The sequence below is a fragment of the Oceanobacter sp. 5_MG-2023 genome, from assembly GCF_030548165.1.
In the GTDB taxonomy this organism is placed as follows: Bacteria; Pseudomonadota; Gammaproteobacteria; order Pseudomonadales; family Oceanobacteraceae; genus Oceanobacter.
On record NZ_JAUORS010000004.1, the window covers coordinates 41565 to 62173 of the forward strand.

The 20609-nt window shown below is 54.3% G+C and carries 20 protein-coding genes and 1 riboswitch; of the genes, 17 read left to right on the forward strand and 3 right to left on the reverse strand.

Annotated elements, in window-relative coordinates:
* Window positions 1-111 precede the first annotated feature (111 nt).
* Window positions 112-1770 carry an alpha-amylase family glycosyl hydrolase gene (locus tag Q4551_RS04125; protein ID WP_303431947.1) on the reverse strand — a complete coding sequence of 553 codons (1659 nt, stop codon included), beginning with the start codon at window positions 1768-1770 and terminating at the stop codon, window positions 112-114.
* Between the two features lie 230 nt (window positions 1771-2000).
* On the opposite strand from Q4551_RS04125, the gene Q4551_RS04130 reads away from it, so the two are divergent.
* The 11 genes from Q4551_RS04130 (at window position 2001) to Q4551_RS04180 (ending at window position 12825) form a co-directional block, all read left to right on the forward strand.
* Window positions 2001-2501: a PaaI family thioesterase gene (locus tag Q4551_RS04130; protein WP_303431948.1), complete on the forward strand. Its 501-nt coding sequence runs from the start codon at window positions 2001-2003 to the stop codon at window positions 2499-2501.
* A complete protein-coding gene (locus Q4551_RS04135) occupies window positions 2498-2989 on the forward strand; it encodes a PaaI family thioesterase (RefSeq protein ID WP_303431949.1) in 492 nt (163 codons plus the stop codon). Before Q4551_RS04130 ends, Q4551_RS04135 begins: the two co-directional genes overlap by 4 nt.
* A 19-nt stretch (window positions 2990-3008) precedes the next feature.
* A riboswitch (TPP riboswitch) is annotated at window positions 3009-3111 on the forward strand.
* Between the two features lie 155 nt (window positions 3112-3266).
* Entirely contained in the window at window positions 3267-5210 is a 1944-nt protein-coding gene (gene thiC, locus Q4551_RS04140) for a phosphomethylpyrimidine synthase ThiC (protein WP_303431950.1), read from the forward strand.
* Window positions 5203-6381: an FAD-dependent oxidoreductase gene (locus Q4551_RS04145; protein ID WP_303431951.1), complete on the forward strand. Its 1179-nt coding sequence runs from the start codon at window positions 5203-5205 to the stop codon at window positions 6379-6381. The genes thiC and Q4551_RS04145 overlap by 8 nt, the downstream gene beginning before the upstream one ends.
* Window positions 6378-6581 carry a MoaD/ThiS family protein gene (locus Q4551_RS04150; protein WP_303431952.1) on the forward strand — a complete coding sequence of 68 codons (204 nt, stop codon included), beginning with the start codon at window positions 6378-6380 and terminating at the stop codon, window positions 6579-6581. Before Q4551_RS04145 ends, Q4551_RS04150 begins: the two co-directional genes overlap by 4 nt.
* 3 nt (window positions 6582-6584) lie before the next feature.
* Window positions 6585-7406 carry a thiazole synthase gene (locus tag Q4551_RS04155; protein ID WP_303431953.1) on the forward strand — a complete coding sequence of 274 codons (822 nt, stop codon included), beginning with the start codon at window positions 6585-6587 and terminating at the stop codon, window positions 7404-7406.
* A gap of 31 nt (window positions 7407-7437) precedes the next feature.
* A complete protein-coding gene (locus tag Q4551_RS04160; protein WP_303431954.1) occupies window positions 7438-9168 on the forward strand; it encodes a thiamine phosphate synthase in 1731 nt (576 codons plus the stop codon).
* 196 nt (window positions 9169-9364) lie between these two features.
* Complete coding sequence (gene htpG, locus Q4551_RS04165; RefSeq protein ID WP_303431955.1) at window positions 9365-11269, forward strand: molecular chaperone HtpG; 1905 nt, start codon at window positions 9365-9367, stop codon at window positions 11267-11269.
* Between the two features lie 169 nt (window positions 11270-11438).
* Window positions 11439-12014 (forward strand): YfaZ family outer membrane protein, encoded by a 576-nt coding sequence (locus Q4551_RS04170; protein ID WP_303431956.1) that lies wholly within the window; start codon window positions 11439-11441, stop codon window positions 12012-12014.
* 12 nt (window positions 12015-12026) lie between these two features.
* On the forward strand, window positions 12027-12509 hold the full coding sequence (locus Q4551_RS04175; RefSeq protein ID WP_368501369.1) for a DUF6586 family protein: 483 nt from the start codon (window positions 12027-12029) through the stop codon (window positions 12507-12509).
* Between the two features lie 67 nt (window positions 12510-12576).
* Complete coding sequence (locus Q4551_RS04180) at window positions 12577-12825, forward strand: hypothetical protein (protein WP_303431958.1); 249 nt, start codon at window positions 12577-12579, stop codon at window positions 12823-12825.
* A gap of 71 nt (window positions 12826-12896) precedes the next feature.
* Here the strand turns inward: Q4551_RS04180 and Q4551_RS04185 are convergent, their stop codons facing one another.
* The gene (locus Q4551_RS04185) at window positions 12897-13340 is read right to left on the reverse strand and encodes a cell division inhibitor SulA (RefSeq protein WP_303431959.1); all 444 of its coding nucleotides are present in this window, start codon (window positions 13338-13340) and stop codon (window positions 12897-12899) included.
* A gap of 57 nt (window positions 13341-13397) precedes the next feature.
* Window positions 13398-14000 (reverse strand): transcriptional repressor LexA, encoded by a 603-nt coding sequence (gene lexA, locus Q4551_RS04190; protein WP_303431960.1) that lies wholly within the window; start codon window positions 13998-14000, stop codon window positions 13398-13400.
* 509 nt (window positions 14001-14509) lie between these two features.
* Here lexA and Q4551_RS04195 point away from each other — a divergent pair.
* The 6 genes from Q4551_RS04195 to Q4551_RS04220 all read left to right on the forward strand — a co-directional run bounded on the left by Q4551_RS04195 (window position 14510) and on the right by Q4551_RS04220 (window position 20601).
* Window positions 14510-14887, forward strand: a complete 378-nt coding sequence (locus tag Q4551_RS04195; RefSeq protein WP_303431961.1) for a hypothetical protein — start codon at window positions 14510-14512, stop codon at window positions 14885-14887.
* 68 nt (window positions 14888-14955) lie between these two features.
* On the forward strand, window positions 14956-15687 hold the full coding sequence (locus tag Q4551_RS04200; protein ID WP_303431962.1) for an SAF domain-containing protein: 732 nt from the start codon (window positions 14956-14958) through the stop codon (window positions 15685-15687).
* 417 nt (window positions 15688-16104) lie between these two features.
* On the forward strand, window positions 16105-16776 hold the full coding sequence (locus Q4551_RS04205) for an OmpA family protein (protein WP_303431963.1): 672 nt from the start codon (window positions 16105-16107) through the stop codon (window positions 16774-16776).
* Window positions 16773-18608: a pilus assembly protein N-terminal domain-containing protein gene (locus Q4551_RS04210; protein ID WP_303431964.1), complete on the forward strand. Its 1836-nt coding sequence runs from the start codon at window positions 16773-16775 to the stop codon at window positions 18606-18608. Before Q4551_RS04205 ends, Q4551_RS04210 begins: the two co-directional genes overlap by 4 nt.
* Window positions 18605-19366, forward strand: coding sequence for a M48 family metallopeptidase (locus Q4551_RS04215; protein ID WP_303431965.1), 762 nt, complete (start codon window positions 18605-18607; stop codon window positions 19364-19366). The genes Q4551_RS04210 and Q4551_RS04215 overlap by 4 nt, the downstream gene beginning before the upstream one ends.
* Complete coding sequence (locus Q4551_RS04220) at window positions 19363-20601, forward strand: CpaF family protein (RefSeq protein ID WP_303431966.1); 1239 nt, start codon at window positions 19363-19365, stop codon at window positions 20599-20601. The genes Q4551_RS04215 and Q4551_RS04220 overlap by 4 nt, the downstream gene beginning before the upstream one ends.
* Window positions 20602-20609: the final 8 nt, after the last annotated feature.

A 20609-nucleotide genomic window follows, 5' to 3' on the forward strand; every position in this document is an offset into this window, starting at 1 on the left:
CGCTGCATTCGTCGCCTTGCCCTGAACAACGGCAACACTCGCGCAGAGCCGTGCAGGATTAAATGGATGCCCCCGTTAGCATGGGTCTGACTGGATCAGTGTTGCTGCTAGTCATGGAGCCACTGAGGCCCGTTGCGGAAAGTCCGGATTGATTTCCAGTATCAGTGCCTGCAGTGGCTCGAGTAATAACGAACCGTCCCGGTATGCCGGGGCAGCGGATGCATGGCTGTTGGCGAGGCAGCGCATAACAGCATGATGGTGCAGGTTAACTGGCTGTGGCTGGCTGGAAAAGTTCAGCAATACCAGTAAACGGTGTGGCTGCTCACAACGCTCGTAGGCAAGCACTTCGTCAGGACTGCCAATAAGTTTGAGTTTGCCCCGGTACAAGGCCGGAGTGCGTTTGCGCAGCCAGATCAAGTGTCGATACCAGCTCAGCAGGCTGTCGGGGTCATGGCTTTGGTCGGTGACACTTGTACCCTCAATCACCCTTTCTGGTAACCAGCTGGCCGCGCTGGAAAAGGTATTGGGTATTTGCCACATCATTGGCCGCCGGCAACCGTCGCGGCCAGGGTGAAAGGGCCAGTAACGTTTGCCCACCGGATCTTGTCGCTGGGGCAGGGAAACGGGTTGTTCCGGCATGCCAATTTCTTCACCGTAATACAAAAAGGGTGTACCGCGTAGTGTCAGCAGCAGCATCGCCAGCAGACGTGCCCGTTCGAGGCTGTGCTTGTGAGGTGGTTGTTCAGCCTGGGTGCGGTCTGAGTGAGCGGCATAACGGCTGATATGGCGTTTGATATCATGGTTGCTGAGGGTGTAATTCGGCCAGTTCTCGTGCCCTAGCAAGTCGATCCACTGATGAATGACGGCACGGAATGCTCGGGCTGAAAATGGAGCCCGCAAAAAAGCCAGATTAAACGCCAAGTGCAGTTCATCACCATTGCCGCAGTAGCTGGCGGGCAGGCTGGCATCATCTGAATCGGCGATAAATATTTCTCCGACCATCATGCGGTCCGGGTACTGATCAACCCACGAGCGCATCTGTTTGAGCAGCTCGTGCATTTCTGGCTGGTCCCGGTCGTGAATATGTCTCTGACGGTCGTAAGGCCGTGCCGGTTTGAGCCAATCTGTCGGGTTGTTCTGCAGGTCTCTGGCCTTGTAAAAAAGATTGACCACATCGAGACGAAAGCCATCGACGCCGCGGGCCAGCCAGAATTCCATCACGGCTTGTATCGCTTGCTGTACCTCAGGGTGACGCCAGTTTAAGTCTGGCTGTTGGGGCAAGAACGAATGAAAATACCAGGCTTTTCTGACGGGATGCCAGCTCCAGCCAGAACCACCAAAGCATGCCTGCCAATTATTCGGACGGGTGTTACCCTCGTGCCAGAGATACCAGTCGGCCTTGCTGGATCCAGGTTGGCAGCTATCGATAAACCAGGGGTGTTGATCCGATGTGTGGTTGGCGACCAGATCCAGAATAATACGAATATCACGCTGATGGGCCTGTTGCAGCAGCTGGTCAAAATCGGCCAGGGTACCAAATACCGGGTCAATAGCCTGGTAATCACAGATGTCGTAGCCAAGATCCAGCATCGGTGACGGGTAGACAGGTGAGAGCCAGATAGCATCGATACCCAGCGAATCCGGCGTTCCGTCATTAAGGTAATCGAGGCGGCTGATCAGTCCTTGCAGGTCGCCAATACCATCATTATTTGAGTCCTGAAAACTGCGTGGATATATTTGATAAACGACTCCATGTTGCCACCAGTTCATCCTCTTGCTCCTGTCGCGAAAACCTGACGGTAGATTCCGGCCGTGACAGGGATATGACGAACCTGTCAACAACCGTCAGAGTGAGCAAGGGGACTGGTTTTACCGCAGCGCTGGATGGTGCCGGGGCCGATTGGTGTTGACCTGAAGGCATGGTTGGCATGGATGTCTTGCGTGGTGGACTATCTTGGGTATTATTCCAAAAAGTTAATTATAAAAGAGACGAGTGAATTATGGGCAATAATGAAACCGTCGAGCCGATTTCTGACGCCGAGCGTTTTGCACGCGCAGCGCGTTTTATCTCGGTGTTGCGACATTGTCAGGTACTGGGTATCTCTCTGGTTTCTGCGGATGCCAACGGGCTGGTCATGATGCTGCCCTATGCGCCTGAACTGGTTGGTAATCCGATCACCGGAGCCTTGCACGGCGGCAGTTTGACGACTCTGATGGATACTGCCTGTGGCACCGCGGTAGTCAACGCCTTGCCGGGATTTGAGTTGTGCCCGACGCTGGATTTGCGGGTGGATTATATGCGTTCGGCTCGCAGCGGTCAGAACCTGTTGGCTCACGCCAGTGTGCAGCGGGTCACTGCCTCGGTGGTGTTTGCCGACTGTCGGGTGGTGCAGGCCGATGATGGTGAAGTGATCGCCAAATGCAATGCAACGTTTATGCGCTTGACGCATTTGCAACCGGCCAATGCGCTGGCAACGGGTATTCAGGGAGACAACGGATGACGGATCAAACGACCACCCAGCAGGATGATTTTGCCAGCAAGGTCCAATATGCCCGCGCCAGTGGAGACTATCAATCCTTGATGAATGCGATTCCCTATGCGGCGGTTATCGGTGCCGAAGTATTGCAACAAGAGGGAGAATTATTATTTCGCTTACCCAGGAACCCGGACAATATTGGTAATCCATTATTGCCAGCCATTCATGGTGGCGTGATTGGTGGATTTATGGAATTGGCAGCCTCGATTCAGGTGCTGATCCGTGCGGAACCCATGGGTTTGCCCAAACTGATCGACTTCTCGCTGGACTATCTACGGGCCGGGCGCGATCAGGATACCCTGGTTGATTGCCAGATCTGGCGACAAGGGGTGCGAGTGGCCAATGTGGCTATCACTGCCTGGCAAAGTGACCGGCAACAACCGATTGCCACGGCCCGGGCACATTTTCTGCTGAGTGCTTCTTTTGGCGTAGAAGGCTTGTCGCCGTCATAAATAGCGTTTAATCTGCTCGAACATTCTGTCGGGGTGCCTCATTGGAGGCTGAGATCGCAATTGCGGATCCCGTTGAACCTGATCTGGTTAGTGCCAGCGTAGGGAACAGAAAAGTCACGTATGATCCGGCATCCTTTTACTGTGATGGATGTTTGGGTTCTGCATGAAGGTATCAGTTGCCCGGCTGAACCTGATACGTGATCGGCCATGACCCGCCTCTTTTCTTTCTTGTACCGCTGCCTGCCTGATCCTTTCCATATTCAGAGAGGTATCAAGTATGGCTTCCGCCAACAATGAAACACATGACAAAACACACGGCAATACCGCCAATGCCGAGTCGCCACTGACCCAGGCGCAGCTGGATCGCTTGAGTTATCCGGCCTCACGCAAGGTCTATATTCAGGGCTCCCGGGACGATATACAGGTCGGAGTTCGGGAAATTGAGCTGACGCCTACCCAATTGAGTGATGGCAACACCGAGCATAATCCACCGGTGCGGGTTTACGATATGTCGGGCCCGTACAGTGATCCGGCGCTTGATCTGGATCTTGCCAAAGGCTTGTCCGCACTGCGGCAACCGTGGATTGACGAGCGCTCCGATACGGAAGTGCTGGCCCAGTCCAGCTCATATTTCAGCCAGACCCGCGATATGGATTTGCGTTACGAGCAGTGGCGTATGAAAACTGAACGCAAGCCACGGCGTGCCTTGCCGGGCAACAATGTCACCCAGTTGCATTATGCCAGGCAGGGGATTATCACCCCGGAAATGGAATACATTGCCATCCGCGAAAACCTCGGGCTGACCGAGCAGGCGTTAGCCGATGCGCTGACACAGCAGCATCCGGGGCAAAGCTGGGGTGCCAATATTCCTGCCTTGATTACCCCGGAATTTGTTCGTGATGAGGTTGCGCGAGGACGGGCGGTGATCCCGAATAATATCAATCACCCGGAAAGCGAGCCGATGATTATTGGCCGTAACTTCCGTACCAAGGTCAACGCCAATATTGGCAACTCGGCCGTTACCTCTTCCATTGCCGATGAAGTGGAAAAGCTGGTATGGGCAACCCATTGGGGGGCCGACACCATTATGGATTTGTCGACCGGGCAAAACATTCATGAAACCCGTGAATGGATTCTGCGTAACTCGCCGGTGCCTGTTGGTACCGTACCTCTATATCAGGCGTTAGAGAAATGCGGAGGCATCGCAGAAGACCTGACCTGGGAATTGTTCCGCGATACCTTGATCGAACAGGCTGAGCAGGGGGTGGATTATTTCACCATCCATGCCGGGGTGCGGCTGGCACATATTCCGCTGACCGCCAAGCGGGTAACAGGCATCGTCAGCCGGGGTGGTTCGATTATGGCCAAGTGGTGCCTGGCGCATCACCAGGAAAGCTTTCTGTACAGTCACTTCGAAGACATCTGCGACATCATGAAAGCCTACGATGTCTGTTTCTCTTTGGGAGATGGCTTGCGCCCCGGTTCGATTGCAGACGCCAACGATGAAGCCCAGTTTGCCGAATTACACACCCTGGGCGAACTGACCAAAATTGCCTGGCAGCACGATGTGCAGACCTTTATCGAAGGGCCTGGTCATGTGCCAATGCATATGATCAAGGAGAACATGGATGAGCAATTAAAGCACTGCCAGGAAGCGCCGTTTTATACCCTGGGACCGCTGACCACCGACATTGCGCCCGGTTACGACCACATTACATCCGGCATTGGCGCCGCCCTGATCGGTTGGTACGGCTGCGCCATGCTGTGTTATGTCACCCCCAAGGAACATCTGGGTTTGCCCAACAAGGAAGATGTCAAACAGGGCATGATGGCTTATCGCATCGCGGCGCATGCGGCGGATCTGGCCAAGGGACATCCCGGTGCCCAGATACACGATAACGCCATGTCCAAAGCACGGTTTGAATTTCGCTGGCAGGATCAGTTCAACCTGGCGCTGGACCCGGAGACAGCCCGGGCCTATCACGATGAAACCATGCCAAAAGAAGGCCATAAACTGGCGCATTTCTGTTCCATGTGTGGCCCCAAGTTTTGCTCCATGAAAATATCCCAGGAAGTACGAGACGCTGCTAACGCGGAACAAGCCCAGCAAGCGATGGCCGACAAGGCTGAAGAATTTCGCCAGCAAGGCAGCGAGCTTTACCATCCCGCCAGTAGCACCGATCAGATGAGCGAGGTTGACGAGGCACTGGATAATGCATAACCGCTGCGAGTATGACTGGGAGGCGTGGAAAGCCTCCGGAGCCGAAATCTGTATTGCCGGAGCTGGCTTGATCGGGAGCCTGATTGGCTGGCGACTGGCACGTCAGGGTTATCGGGTTCACCTGTTTGAAGCCAGTGAGGAAGAGCCCCTCGCACCAGCAACTCCCCGGGCCGCGGCACATACCGCCGCCGCCATGGTGGCCCCCTACAGTGAGTTGCCGCTCTGTAGCCCGAATCTTTTCCGGATGGGATTGCAGTCGCTGGAACTATGGCCAACCCTGTTGCAGGCGTTGTCGGCCGACACTGGGGAAACGATCGATTTTTGCCGGGGAGGGACTCTGATGGTGGCCCATCCCGCCGATAATGGTCTGCTGGATGATATGGGGCGATGCCTTGCACGGCATCATGTTGGAGCCGAGCAGGGTATTGCCTGGCAAAATCGCCAGCAAATCGAGGCGCTGGAGCCGCACTTGTCGGAGCAATTCCGGCGCGGCCTCTGGCTGATGCCGGAAGGTCATCTGGAAAATCGCCGTCTATTGGTTTTGTTACATCGGGCCATTATTTCCGCTGGTGGAAAAATCAGTCTGAATAGTCCGGTTGATTACGTTGCTGAAGACGCGCACAGCCATTGGTATGTGAACCAACAAGCTTATCCGGCAGTGTTATGGATTGATTGCTGTGGTGTTGGCGCCCAGCGTTGGCGGTCACAAGTGCGCGGTGTGAGGGGCGAGGTAATCTGGATTGAGGCACCGGATGTTGAAATTCAGCGGCCGGTACGATTACTGCACCCCAAATACCATCTGTATCTGGTTCCCAAGGAGCAGGGGCGCTACATCTTGGGGGCCACTGAAATTGAAAGCTCTGATCGATCCCCCGTCAGTGTGCGCTCAGCGCTGGAAATGCTCAGTGCCCTGTATGCCTTGTCACCAGCGCTGGCAGAAGCCCGCATCCTGGAGCTGGCCTCCAATTTACGCCCGGCACTGAGCCACCATGAACCTGAAATCACCCGCTCTGCCGGAACGCTGGCAGTGAATGGTTTGTACCGCCATGGGTTTTTATTGTCACCGGCGCTACTCGGCCGTTTGCAGCAAGAGTATCAGGTACCGCTGGGGTTGATGCCGCTAGCGGCGGCCAGTCGTCAGACCAGCGCAACAGCGGAGGCCACAGTATGAAGATATGCCTCAACGGAGAATGGTTACAAGTGAGTGTATTACGGTTGGATGAGCTGCTGCAGCAACAAGGGTTCGCTGCTGCCGCGGGCAATTTTGTGGTTGCCGTGGACCAGCGCCTGATCCATCAGGGCCAATATCATGAGCTGGCACTGGTTGATGGTATGCAGGTTGATATCTTGGGCGCAATGACAGGAGGGTGATGCATGATCGTACCAACAGTAAAACAGACGGTAACACTGGCCGAAGAGGACATTGCCGGACGATTGTGGCTGGGCAGTTCATTATACCCTTCGCCAGACCTGATGGCCGAAGCGATCACCGCTGCCAGCCCCGGCTTTGTGACGGTGGCATTACGTCGCCAGACGGCTCGCAATATTGAAGATAACGGTCACTGGGCCTTGCTGAAAGAAACGACCAGTCGGACGGGTGCCCGGTTATTACCAAACACGGCCGGGTGTTTTACTGCCAGAGAAGCGATTCTGATGGCAACGCTGGCCCGTGAATTGTTTGCCACATCCTGGATCAAGCTGGAAGTGATGGGAGATGACTATACTCTCCAGCCCGATCCGTTTGAGCTGCTGGAAGCCGCCCGCGAGCTGGTTTCCCAGGGCTTCAAGGTATTACCGTATTGCACCGAAGATCTGGTGCTGTGTCAGCGCTTATTGGATGCCGGTTGTGTTGGCATCATGCCTTGGGGGGCACCTATTGGCAGTGGCTGTGGTCTACAAAATCCGGAAGGGCTGAAACGTTTGCGGCAACGTTTGCCGGAAGCCTTTATGGTGATTGATGCCGGGCTGGGGAAGCCATCCCAGGCAATGCAGGCCATGGAGCTGGGCTTTGATGCCGTGCTGCTGAATACCGCCGTGGCCCAGGCAGAGCAACCAGTGGCCATGGCTTCTGCGTTTGCTGCGGCTGTTTCCGGTGGGCGTATGGCCTACGAAGCCGGGTTAATGACCGAGCGGCCGCAAGCCAGCCCGTCAACACCGCTGCTCGGGTTGCCTTTCTGGCACCAGACAAGTTCTTAATACACAACGTTTTCAAGGAGGTAAACGACGCGTGACAACGCTTTTTTCAGAATGTTATTGCGGCACACCCAAGGCACCGTCCGAACGCGCCAGAATCTGGTCAATTACAGCGTCTGACTGTTCGGCGGGAGCGGGTATGCAGGCCGATGTGTCGATGGCACAAGCCATGGGGGTGGATTGTGCCACCCTGGTGATTGCGATCACCGCGCAAAGCAGCCGCGGCGTACAGGCGGTTGAGCCGGTGACGCAATCAATGCTGGATGCCCAATGGGTGGCATTACAGGATGATGGCTGGCCACAGGCGGTTCGTCTGGGCTGGATTCCCCCCGACCCGGAGTTGTTCCGTTGGCTGTTACAACGGCTACAACTGCTGAAACAGCGTGGGGTTCCGATTATCTGGGACCCGGTGCTGGGGGCAACCGGAGGCGGTCTGGCCAGTTGGCATTGCCTGGATGAATACGCCGGGTTATTGAAGCTGACCGATGTGATTACGCCCAATGTAACGGAGTTATTACGGCTGACCGGTGATTCGGATATTCATCGGCAGGGGATTTTTACGGCCGCCCAGACCCTGTTGGCGGCTGGTGCCGGGGCCGTTCTGGTGACAGGTATTACGGCGCTGCAACTGGATTTGAAAAGCGATGAGGGACAGCACTGCCGTCAGGGAGAAAATATTCTGGTTGACTGGTATATCGGCCCGGACAGCGAACAGGAAGCCGCGGCGGGCATCGATATCCAGGCGCTGGACCCGGAGCAGCGACTGGCACCGTCATTTATGTTGATGCATTACCGCTTGCCCTGGTCAGCCCATGGCACCGGTTGTCATCTGGCTGCGGCTCTGGCTGCCGGACTGGCTTCCGGATTACGTCGTTATGACAGTGTGGTGCTGGCGGTGGCGAATACCCTGGCCAGCCTGGCGGCGTCCAGCCAGCGTGCTTCTGGCTATCATCAGCTGCACGCCGCGGATGTGCGTCAGCTCGCCTTCGCCCAGCTGGGGCTGGAACTGTTACCGCTTACCAGCAGTGCTTCATTGACATCTGACCGGATGTTTTTTTCCCGAACCTTCCCGGCGTTACCACATAGCCTGGGACTGTATGGCCTGGTTGATAATCTGGCACATTTACGGCGGTTGCTGAAACTGGGGATCGACAGCCTGCAATGGCGGGTCAAAAACCCTGGCCCGGACTATCGTGACGAAACCTGGGAAGCCATTCGGTTATGTCGCCATGCCGGTGTGCCACTGTTTATCAATGACGACTGGCAACTGGCACTGGAACTGAAGGCCGATGGGGTACATCTGGGGCAGGAAGATTTGTTGGAAGCCGACCTGGTGGCCCTGTCCGAAGCGGGATTGATGCTGGGGATCAGTACTCATAGCGAGTGGGAAATACTTCACGCGTTGCGTTATCAGCCGTCGTATATTGCTTTTGGCCCGGTGTTCAAGCCACTTTCCAAAACACTCAAGTATCCTCCGCTGGGGTGCGATACCTTGAGCCGTTGGGTGCGACGCAGTGATGCGGTTGCCCTGACCTGTATTGGTGGTATTACCACTGAGACGATTCAGCCGGTTGCTGCCAGCGGGATTCGTTCTGCTGCTATTGTGACCGCACTGGCTGATGATGATGGACTGGAAGACCGGTTACAACAATTGCAGTGCTGGTTTCCGCCTCGAAGAGAGCGTTTTGGTGAGGGAGTAGAAACCTTGAAAATACGGAAATCACAACACCTGTCACCCCGGATCTGTACGATTTGCAAACACTGAACTGCCTTTATATCGCCTGTTGGCATGGTATTTTCTGACACTGGCGTTGATAGATGTCTCTTTGGGCTTGAAAAGCGATGGGCTGTCCCCACCTTGTAGCCATGACATGTAGCGACCACTCGTATTGTGAGTGGTCGCCGGTTTTTTGATACAGGTAACGGAGTACACCGCGGGTGTACTGAGACAGGAGACAGGCATGACCGTAGCTAGCAAAGAAACGCTTGGTTTTAAAACCGAAGTAAAACAACTGTTGCATTTGATGATTCACTCCTTGTATTCCAACAAGGAAATTTTCCTGCGTGAATTGATTTCCAATGCGTCGGATGCTTGCGACAAATTGCGTTTTGAAGCGTTACAAAACGACGCTCTGTTTGAAGGCCAGAGTGAACTGGCGGTGCATATCGATTTTGATGCCGATGCGCGCACCCTGACCATTACCGATAACGGCATTGGTATGAACCGGGATGATGTTATCAATCATCTGGGTACCATTGCCAAATCAGGTACCGCCGAGTTTCTTGGCAACCTGACTGGTGATCAAAAACAGGATTCCCAGCTGATCGGCCAGTTTGGTGTCGGTTTCTACTCTGCCTTTATTGTGGCCGACAATGTCGTGGTGGAAACCCGTCGTGCCGGAGAAGCAGCGGACCAGGGGGTTCGGTGGGAATCCGCCGGTGAAGGCGATTTCTCGCTGGAGCCAATCGACAAGCCTGAACGCGGTACAAAAATCATCCTGCATCTGAAAGCCGATGAAGCTGAGTTTGCTGATAACTACCGTCTGCGCTCACTGATCAAAAAGTATTCTGACCATATTGCGGTACCGGTTTTCTTGCCACCAGAAATCAGTCCCGATGACGAGGCTGAAGACAGCGAAGCCAGCAAGGCACCTGAAGCGGTTAACCAGGCCAAAGCCATGTGGACCCGCTCCCGTTCAGAATTGACGGATGAAGAGTATCAGGAGTTCTACAAACACATTTCCCATGACTGGAATGAGCCACTGACCTGGATGCACAACCGGGTGGAAGGCAAACTGGATTACACCAGTCTGCTGTATATTCCCTCCAAGGCACCGTTCGACATGTGGAACCGCGACAGTGCCCGGGGCCTGAAGCTGTATGTGCAACGCGTCTTTATTATGGACGATGCCGAGCAGTTCCTGCCGCTGTACCTGCGTTTTGTAAAAGGGGTGCTGGACTCCAACGACCTGTCACTGAACGTCTCTCGTGAGATCCTGCAACAAGACAAGCAGGTCGACAGCATGCGTTCGGCACTGGTCAAACGTATCCTCGATACCTTGACCAAACTGGCGAAAAACGACAGCGAAAAATACCAGACCTTCTGGAACGAATTTGGTGACGTATTAAAAGAAGGCCCAGCGGAAGACAATGGCAACAAGGAAAAAATTGCCGCCTTGTTCCGCTTTGCCACTTCGACCAGCGAAGGCGAAGCCCAGACCGTTAGCCTGGCGGATTATGTCGCGCGTATGCATGAAGGCCAGACAAAAATCTACTACATCACCGCCGAATCCCACGCGGCTGCCATGGGTAGCCCACACATCGAATATTTCCGCAAAAAAGGTATCGAGGTCCTGTTGCTGACCGATCGTGTGGATGAGTGGATGGTTGGTCATCTGAATGCCTTTGATGGCAAGTCATTCCAGGACATCACCAAAGGTGAACTGGACCTTGATGAACTCGCTGATGAAGATGAAAAGAAACAACAGGAAACCCTGCAGGAAAGCCATAAAAGCCTGACTGAGCGGTTGGAAAAAGTACTGCCGGATGTCAAGGATGTACGAGTCACCTCACGGTTGACCGATTCTCCCGCCTGTCTGGTGGTCGGCCAGTTTGATATGGGTGGCCATATGCGGCGCATGCTGGAAGCCGCTGGTCAGTCGATGCCAGAGCCGGAGATTACGCTGGAAATCAACCCGACGCATCCGCTGATCGAGCGTCTGGATCATGAACAGGATGAAGACCGTTTTGCTGAACTGGCTGGTCTGATCCATGCCCAGGCGCAGTTGGCCGAAGGCAGCCAGTTGAAAAATCCGGCGGAATACGTAGGTAAACTGAACAAACTGCTGCTGGATCTGATGAAGTAAAGCGCGTGCGCCACCCGTGTTGGCGGGTGGCGAACTGCTTCAAATTAGCGTCAGTTTTTGTAATCTGTGCATGTTACCGATTGCCGGGCACTGCTAATATGCCCGCACTTGTTATTTGATGCCCCGGCCGCAGTTCTGCTGGCCGGGGTTTACTGTTTTTGGGGGAATTATGAAAGGAATGACTCTGGCTGTTCGTCGGGTTATGGCTGCTTCTGCACTGTCATGCCTGGCAATGAGTGCCCAGGCGGGTGGCGCTCTGGATCTCAGTCTCGCCAATGATGCTGTCCGTATTGCTTATGATGGTACGCAGGCAAGCTCAGGCTTGCATATGAACCTGTCGGCCCTGCACGATATGGACGATGGCAATATGCTGGGTGCCGGTGTACATGTTGTCGATTTGCGCAAGCCGCACGGTAATCTGTATATCGGAGTGGGTGCCAAGGCCTTTGCTTTTGAAAGTGATCACTACGATGGCGCAGCTCTGGGTGTTGGTGGCTTTTTCCGTGCTGCCATTCCAACTCATCCGGATGTCAGTTTCGCCGCTTACGCCTATTATGCGCCTGCTGTTGTCTCTTTTGGTGATGCCGAAAACCTGATCAACAGTGATTTTCGTGCCCAGTATGCGGTGATTCCTTCCGCCCGTGTCTATGCTGGTTATCGTTATAATGGTATTCGTGTCGAACATATGGATGAACGCTACAAGTTGGGTGATGGCTGGCATTTGGGCCTGACACTGGACTTCTGATCCGTGGCCGCCATGAACTGGGTTGGCCAGACCAATCAGCGCCTGTATCAATGCCGGCTGCTGCTGGAGCAATTACCTGCAGCCGCGGAGGCGAACCAGGGTCAGGCTTTGACTCAGGGGTTAAATGATGCAGCGCTGTTGCAGCTGTTGGCCGCTTATCGGTGTTATCTGAATGAGTTGGCACAGGCAGCCGGTGTGAACAGCCGAGTGGAATCGCTGCCACAATTGTTGCAGCAAACGTCTCTGGTGACGGGTGATATGCGCCAGTGGCAGGCGTTGTCCGAAGACGTGTTCAGCTGGTTTTACCGTTTTTTGCAAGCGGTGGAACAGCTGGGTTGGCCAGCGCTATCAGGCGTGGAGCCAATGTTGGCGACGCGCCTGATTACCTCGACGGCCGACGATCCGGTGTCGGGGGATGGAGAGGATGTGTCCGGTTGGCTGGCCTGCTTTCATCAGCTTATCGATGAGCAACGAGCCAATCAGCGCGAATCCTGAAATTCTGCCCTGCGTGTGTTTGTCGCACCTGTGTTAGACTGATCAGTCACTTTTTATGAGACGATATATGGCACGCTTTTTCGAGATTATTGAGCTTTCCAATGGGGATGTTGCATTACGTCGGGCCGATGAGCAAGACGGTGATGCATTAATGCGAATCCACTTTTCAGAGGATGCCAAAGCCAGCTTGAGTGAGCACCATATGGATGTTGCACGTGTGATGTTGGAAGCCGGTGTCCGTAAGGTCAGCGAGCTGTCGGGCATGGATGTGGATGATGACTTTGATGTTGAAGAACACAGCTATCCGCTGCATTAAACGCTTCGCTGGGTAATGAAAAAACGGGTAGCCTGGCTACCCGTTTTTTATGCGTGACTGTTATATGTATGTCAGAGGTTTGGGCGGACCTGTACCAGTACGACATGGCTGCCACTCTGCCGTGCCAGACTATGCAAGCGGCGACGTTCACGCTGGCTGATATTCCCTTGCCATTCAATAATCAGGTGACTATTACCACTGTTGAGAATGCGTTGGCACAACAGTTGTTGGGTATCTGCCTGGAGATCGATATGAATAACCGGTGCCTTGTCGAGATTCATATCAGCCAGTGATCGTTTGTTCAGCGTCCGGTTCGGGCTGAGCCACATCAGCCAGCGGTCACTGGCATTACAATGCGCCAGCATGGGTAATAGCTGCATCGGCTGGATCGCGCTGTCATCAGAGACAATCACTTCGGTCAGGCTGCCACAGGCGTGTGGCTTGCTTGTTATCGGGTTGATACTCGTAAACGGCAATACGGGCTGACGATCGACTGGCAAGCTGAGTTGGCGCATACAAAACCTCGTGAATGACTACTGACCGATACTGGCTGTCTTGTCTGGGCGGATTGATTAGTGATTACGGCGGATGACTCCGACATACAAACCTTCGATATTGAATTCCTGCTGACGCAAATCGACTTCGATCGGTCGGTAGGCGTCGTTTTCGGCGTGTAACAGCACCTTGTTACGATTTTTTTCCAGGCGTTTGACGGTGACTTCGTTTTCGACCCGGGCCACCACAATCTGACCGTTACGGGCGCTTTCACACTTGTGTACCGCAATCAGGTCGCCATTAAAAATCCCGACGTTTTTCATGCTGTCGCCTTGTACTTCCAGCAGATAATCGGCACTTGGCTTGAAGAAATTGGCGGGCAAGCTGCAATATTCCTCGATATGTTCCTGGGCAAGGATCGGCTCACCGGCAGCCACGCGGCCAACGACTGGCAGGCCTTCCGGTTCCGTGCCGATAATCCGGATACCCCGGGAGGCACCGGGCATGATGGCGATTGCGCCTTTGCGTGCCAGTGCCTTGAGATGTTCTTCTGCGGCGTTGGGGGATTTGAATCCCAGTTCCTTGGCGATTTCTGCACGAGTGGGTGGAAAACCGGTTTCTTCCAGTGCGGATTTGATCAGGTTGAGTACCTGCTGCTGTCTGGCGGTGAGCTTGATCATAGGGTTTCCATATCTGTTTATCTGTACAGTAGATGTGAATATATACAGTAAAAAACACTGTGTAAACCCACAGTAGTTGATCTTTTCCGGATCGACTGCCTGCGAGGTTCCGGCACTGGGCTGTTTCTGATTCCCAAATTACTTTTCATTTTGCGAATCAAAAAACGTCATGCCATGGCAAAGTCAGGTATTGAGAGGCATTACGTTTTGTTATTGAGCTGATATTCAGGGTTTCTGGTGCAGGCCAGGATATTTTATAAAATATTCCGGCATCGCTGTAACCCGCATTAATAAAGGGTTTTTATGTTTTTTGGGCTGGCAAATATGGTGTTTTTGTATCGCCGGATACGCCGCTGGAAAGGGTATTTCAAAAATTGGCACAACGGCTGCAATACCCATGTAACCCCGGTTAACGACTGGCTAGAGCAGAGTAAACAAGGGGTTAACAATGAAATGCTTGAACGTTTTTACAGCCTATAAAATACCTAAAATGCAATGAGGATTACATTATGACAACTTCAATTACGGCGCATAAAACCAGACAGGGTGGTTTCGTTATGACCTCGGAGCTGGTGCTGCTGGTGACTACCATGGTGGTCGGTTTGACAGTGGGTCTGGTGACCATGCGCGATGCACTGACAGCAGAAATGGAAGACGTTGCGGAAGCCATTGGCAGCCTGGATCAGACCTACGCATTTAATGGTCTGGTGAATGGCGAAAGTACCGCCGCTGTCGAAGGGTCGGTTTATGGCGACGCGCCAGATGTGATTGCCGGGGACAATACCGAGTTTACCTTCGTCACCGCCACCGCACTGGAAGGTGGTGCAACGGCTGCCAGTCTGGGTGCCAGTTCTGCTGCTGTTGCAGGGACCTTGACTGCTCCTTGATCGCCTGATCAGGTTCTGACCAATGGGTCAGAACCTTTATTCGTTCAGTGGTTACGGAGGAATGGATCATGAAACGCAGATTAAATGGCAGTGCCATTGTTGGTTTGACGGTATTTTCTATTTCAGCGTTGCTGACTGCGGTGCTGGGATATCGCCAGATCGACAAGATGAATTACCACACGGTGCTGGTGGCTAACCAGACCTTGACCGCCGGTACCCTGGTGACTGAAAACACACTGACGATGCGCGAAATTGAAAAAACGGATCGACAGGCGCTGGATGCCAGTCTGGTGGTCGGCAAGGTGCTCAAGGTGGCTAAACAAGCGGGCATGCCTTTTTATTTTGGTGAGCTTGCGGCTCCGGATATCCCGACGTTATCGGAACGACTGGCGGATAATCGTGTTTTATATACCTTGACCGTCAGCCACGGTTCCATCCCGGTTTCGCAAATACAGTCTGCAGACCGTTTTGATGTGCTGGTCAAGAATGCCCAGGGCGTGCGTAAGGCGGCCAGTAATATTCGTATGGTCGGTTCCATGAAAGCGCTGCGGGCAAGTGCGGGTAAATCGGGCAATCATTTGTCGTATCAGGGAGATACCACGCTGGTGATTTCGATCTTGCCGGAAGAGGTGTATCCGCTGGCGGCGATCAATAATTCGGATACCGTCAGTCTGGTGCTGCATAATCCGGCGACGGCAGAGGTGGCCACCCAGGCTGTCTGGATGCCGACAGCACCGCAGAATCATACGATTGATGTTTATTCCGGGCTGACGAAAAAAACCGTCATTGTTCATCGCTAGGCCGGAGCCAGACTCCGGTTTTACTGTTTTTGCCTGAGTGGTGAGTGGGCAGCGGCGTTTGTTCCTTGCCCTTGCGCTTGCCGATCAGAGTTTATCCTGTCTCTGTCTCTGTCTCTGTCTCTGTCTCTGTCTCTGTTTTTATCCTCTGTGGCGTCGAACTTTGCTGTTCGATCTTCGTGCTCCCTCCTGGGGTTGCCTCCAGCCGTTTATGAGCGACTATTCTTGTCTGTTCTTGCCCGTCCGCATATTGCGATTCGCTCTGGCTGGTTTCGCATTTTGCAATGCAATTTGAGTAATCGCTGTGCGGTTGTATTTCGATAATTATAAGTTATTGAATTTTAAGATAAAAATTTAAAATTCTAGTTGGTATGCGTCCTGCAAACACCCTCTGACTACATTCAACAGAAGGGGGTTGATGTGCCGAACTTTATTCAACAGATGATCGTGATCGGACTGGGTGTCTTGTCTGTCATTGTGCCTGTCAACGCCGCCGGTGAGACGTCTTACCCTGCTACTTACCCGGTTACGATACCTGCAACAGGGCATCGTGAGCAGGTGTTTACGCCACCGCATGAGCTGGACTGCCGCAGGGAAAACGGCTTTCAGGTCTGTGAAACCCGGCTGGATCAGGATGCGGTCACAACGCCGATGATTTATTGCTCGGTGCATTTACCGGATGAAGCCAGTCCGTCACAGGCAACCGCGGTGGACATCCAGCGTTTGGTTTATCTGGGTTACAACGCATTCGATACCGATAAGGCAGAAGTAAAAGCCGCAGAAGTTGAGCACCTGCTGGCCTGGGCCAAGCTTAATAAAAACCGTGATGAAGCCATTCTGATTCTGGCGACAACCGATATACGTGGTGATGAACTTTATAACCGCAAGCTGGCTTACCAGCGGGCGCTGGCGGTGTACCAGTACCTGTCGACCTTCGGCATCCGTCGCATCCAGATCAGTATTCAGGGCCGACCGCTGCGGACGGGGGATTATCACGATTATCCGCCTCAACATTCCCATTATCGCCGGATTGAACTGTATCAGGGCGGCGATTCCTGTCGTTCACTCAGGCAGCCAGGAGCTATGTCATGAAATACTTTTTTTCGCTGTTGGCGACCCTGGTACTGGTGTCATTACCTGTGGTGGCCGATACCAGCAACCCACTGAACTACATTGAGCAAGCCAATGGTGAGCGCTCGGAAAAAATCGATGAATTGATGCGCTGGACACATGTTCGTTTTGTCTTTAACCGGGAATTGCGCCGCGTTGCGGTAGGGCAGGAGGCGATCGCCGAGATCGATGTACTGAATGAAAAAGAATTGCTGGTGTTGGCCAAAGACGTCGGCAAGACCAGCATGATGGTGTGGTTCGTGGATGGCAGCAGCCATGCCTATATGTTGAGTGTCACGGCCGATCTGTCGTTTCTGGAGACTGCATTAAAAAATATCGACGCCAATATTCGTATCGAAGCGGCACCGGACCGCCAGGTCTTGCTGCTCAGTGGCAGTGTGGGTTATCAGCATCAGAAAGACACCGCCGAGCGGGCGGTATCCCGTTATTTGCAGCGTCAGGGCGGGCTGGTTAACCAGGGGCTGGTGAATGATGCGCCGTTGGCCGATATCTACCAGAACTCGTTACCGCTGATCAACCTGATCCGTGTCCGTCATCAGGCGGAGAAAATTGAAGATCGTATTGGCCGTGCCCTGAAGGAAATCGGCACGGATTCCGTCAGGGTGCGGCGCATTCGGCAGCAGGCCCGTTTTAATGGCGAGGACGATACCTTGATGCTGGAGGGCGAAGTACAAACACAGGCTGAGCTGTCGCGGGTATTGGCGGTGGTGTCGCGTCTGTTTATTCGCCCGGATGAGGATGAAATCTTGCTCAACAGCCTGATTCAGATTTATGCCGACGAAGCGGGTCGTGTGGTGTCGTCGCCCCAGGGTGGCACCAATCAGGGCATTGTTCAGGCAACAACGGCCGAGCTGTCGCGGGCCAATGTACTGTCCATTGCCGGTGGCCGGGTGCTGTCGATGATCCGGGTGAAAGACATTCCCCAGTTACGGGTCTCGGTGCAGATGTATGAGGTCAGTCTCAGTCGTCTGAAAGAGTGGCAGCCGGGCATTGGTCTGAGCTCCAATGCTGCCGATACGTCGACGGCTCTGGGCAACGACAGTCTGGAGACCGCGCTGAATATCTTTAACGGGGCCTTGTCCGGGCAGTTGCAGATCGCCGGGCAACAGGCGTCGTTAAATGCGCTGTTTTCGATGCTGGAATCAGAAGGCATTTCCCGCACCTTGTCGAAACCAACAATCACCTTGATGTCCGGAGACACCGGTACCATTCAGGTGGGTGGGGAAGTTCCAATCCGGACGACCTACACGAACTTTGGTCAAAGTACCGATAGCAGTGCACTGGGTGACGCGCTGTTAAGCAGTACCGAGTTCAAGTCATACGGTATCGAGCTCACTGTCAGTGCGGTGATCGATGAGACCGATCATATCGCCTTGCAGCTGAACCCCAGTGTCTCCACGCCGGATACTGCGCTGTCCCAGCACATTACCGACAGTACCGGTTCGACACTGGACACCACGGCCTTTGATGTCCGCAGTATCAATACGTCAACCCGGCTGCGTGATGGCCAGCCACTGATATTGGGTGGCCTGGTATCGCGGGATCAGTCCGAGAGTAACCAGTCGTTGCCGTTCCTGTCGCAGATTCCATTCCTGGGCAAACTGTTCAGCTCCGATGTGTCCAGCTATCGCGACCGTGAACTGGTGATTGTGGTGACGCCGACCATTGTACGGGAGCCTTTGCATCAGACGGCCTTGTGGGAATTTGCCGACAGCAGTGAATTGCTGCAATGGGCAGTCAACCCCATGCCGTTGAATCATCATTCTTCTATCTCCGGGGAGGCACGACCATGAAGCCTGCAACGCCTGTTATAACAACTCTGAAGCTGGCCTTGGTGGGATTATTGCTGACGGGGTGTGCATCCATGTCTCCTGAGTCCCAAACCGATTATGCCCCGGAAGAAGCCCTGACCCGGCAGTTGGCTGCCTTGCAGTCATCGGAGGATTTCAGTAGCGGTTGTGTGGATCCATCAAGCCAGCGATCGGGTGTCCGTGACTGTTTGCGCCACCTGCGTGCGCTGGATGAGCTGGTGTTGCTGCACCCTTATCATGAACGTATCCGGATGGCGGCGGCGGTGATGCACTACCGCGTTGGTGATGTTAATGCTGCCCAGGAGCTGCTGGATCAGCTGGTCTGGCTGCCCAGTCCGCGGCCGGAGGCCCGTCTGCTTCGCAGCCGGATTGCACTGGAGCAAGGCAACTTGCGGTTGGCAGGCAGCCTGTTGGAAGAAGCGTTGATGCAATCCCCGGATTACCCGGAAATCAGGGAAGGTCTGGCCGCCGTCCGCTATGTGTCGGGTGATTATGTGCAGGCCGAGCAATTATTGGAACAGGCCGGTCGGTTGGGGTCTCCAGCCTGGCGCATTCAGTATCTGCAAGGGCTGGTACAGGAAGCACAATCCCATCCGGATCTGGCGTGCAGCCATTACAGCCAGGCATTGGCGATCAAGCCGGATCATCGGGCCTCCAGAGGCCGTCTGACCGGGCTGTCATACCACCCTGTTTGCTACCAGTATCTGCAAATGAGCCTGGAGATGGAGGTGTCCTTATGACCCAGGCCGAGAGGATGGATGAAGCGCTGATTCCACTGGCATCGGAAGAATACAGCCACCTGCGCCGCCGACTGCATCGGCGGGTGCTGGAAGGGCTGGAAGGTGTGTCCGAACACTCGGTGGTGGATCGGGTGGCCCTGATTCGACATCTGCAAGAGCATCTGGATGACTTGCTGGCAAGCCATGGCCGTGCATTGGCGGACGGGGTGCGCAGCCAGTTATTGGGCACCGTGGCCGATGAAATCCAGGGGCTGGGGCCAATTACCGAGCTGATGCTGGACCCACGGATATCCGACATTCTGATCAACGGCTATAACGATATCTGGGTTGATCGCAACGGCCGTCTGGAGCGCACCAGTGTCGCTTTTGATGGCAATGACCATTTGTTGCGCTTTCTGAACCGGATTCTGAGCCAGCAGGGGCGGCATATTGATATGGGCAACCCGATTGTGGATGCCCGGCTGAGCGATGGCAGCCGCCTGAATGCCGTGATTGCGCCGCCGTCTCCCCGTGGCCCGGTGATCTCCATTCGTCGTTTCCGGCTGACACCGCTGACGTCGGACGACCTGATCGAACGAGACTTTATGACCCCGGCGATGTGGGCCTATTTATCGGATGCTATCTGCCAGGGCGCAAACATGGTGATTGCCGGAGGCTCTTCGGCGGGCAAGACCAGTCTGCTGAATGTGTTGTCGGGCCAGATTCCCTTGACCGAACGGATTATCACCATTGAAGAAACCCAGGAACTGACGCTGGATCACCCCCATGTCGTGACGCTTGAATCCCGGCTGGGAAATGGTGAAGGGCTTGGTGTTATCCGCCTGACTGACTTGCTCAAAACGGCGTTACGGATGCGGGCAGACCGCATCATTGTCGGTGAGGTGCGAGGGGATGAAGTGTTCGACATGCTGCAGGCCATGAACGTCGGCCACGATGGCAGCATGACCACCGTGCATGCCAACAGCCCCAGAGATGTGCTTAACCGGTTTGAATATCTGGCACTGAAAAGCCTGCCGACGATGCCCCCGGCCATGATCCAGCAAATGATCGCGTCAGCGATCGATGTGATCGTTCATCTGCAGCGGGATGCCGATGGTCATCGGCGTATCGCCAGCATTGCCACCCTGACCCAGTCGGATACTCGTACCGAACTGGAAATCCGCTTTCAGGCGGCGTCCGCCACGATCAATAAAACGACTTATGAAACGACATCGACCTATGGGCCGAGGAGTTAGCAGAGGTG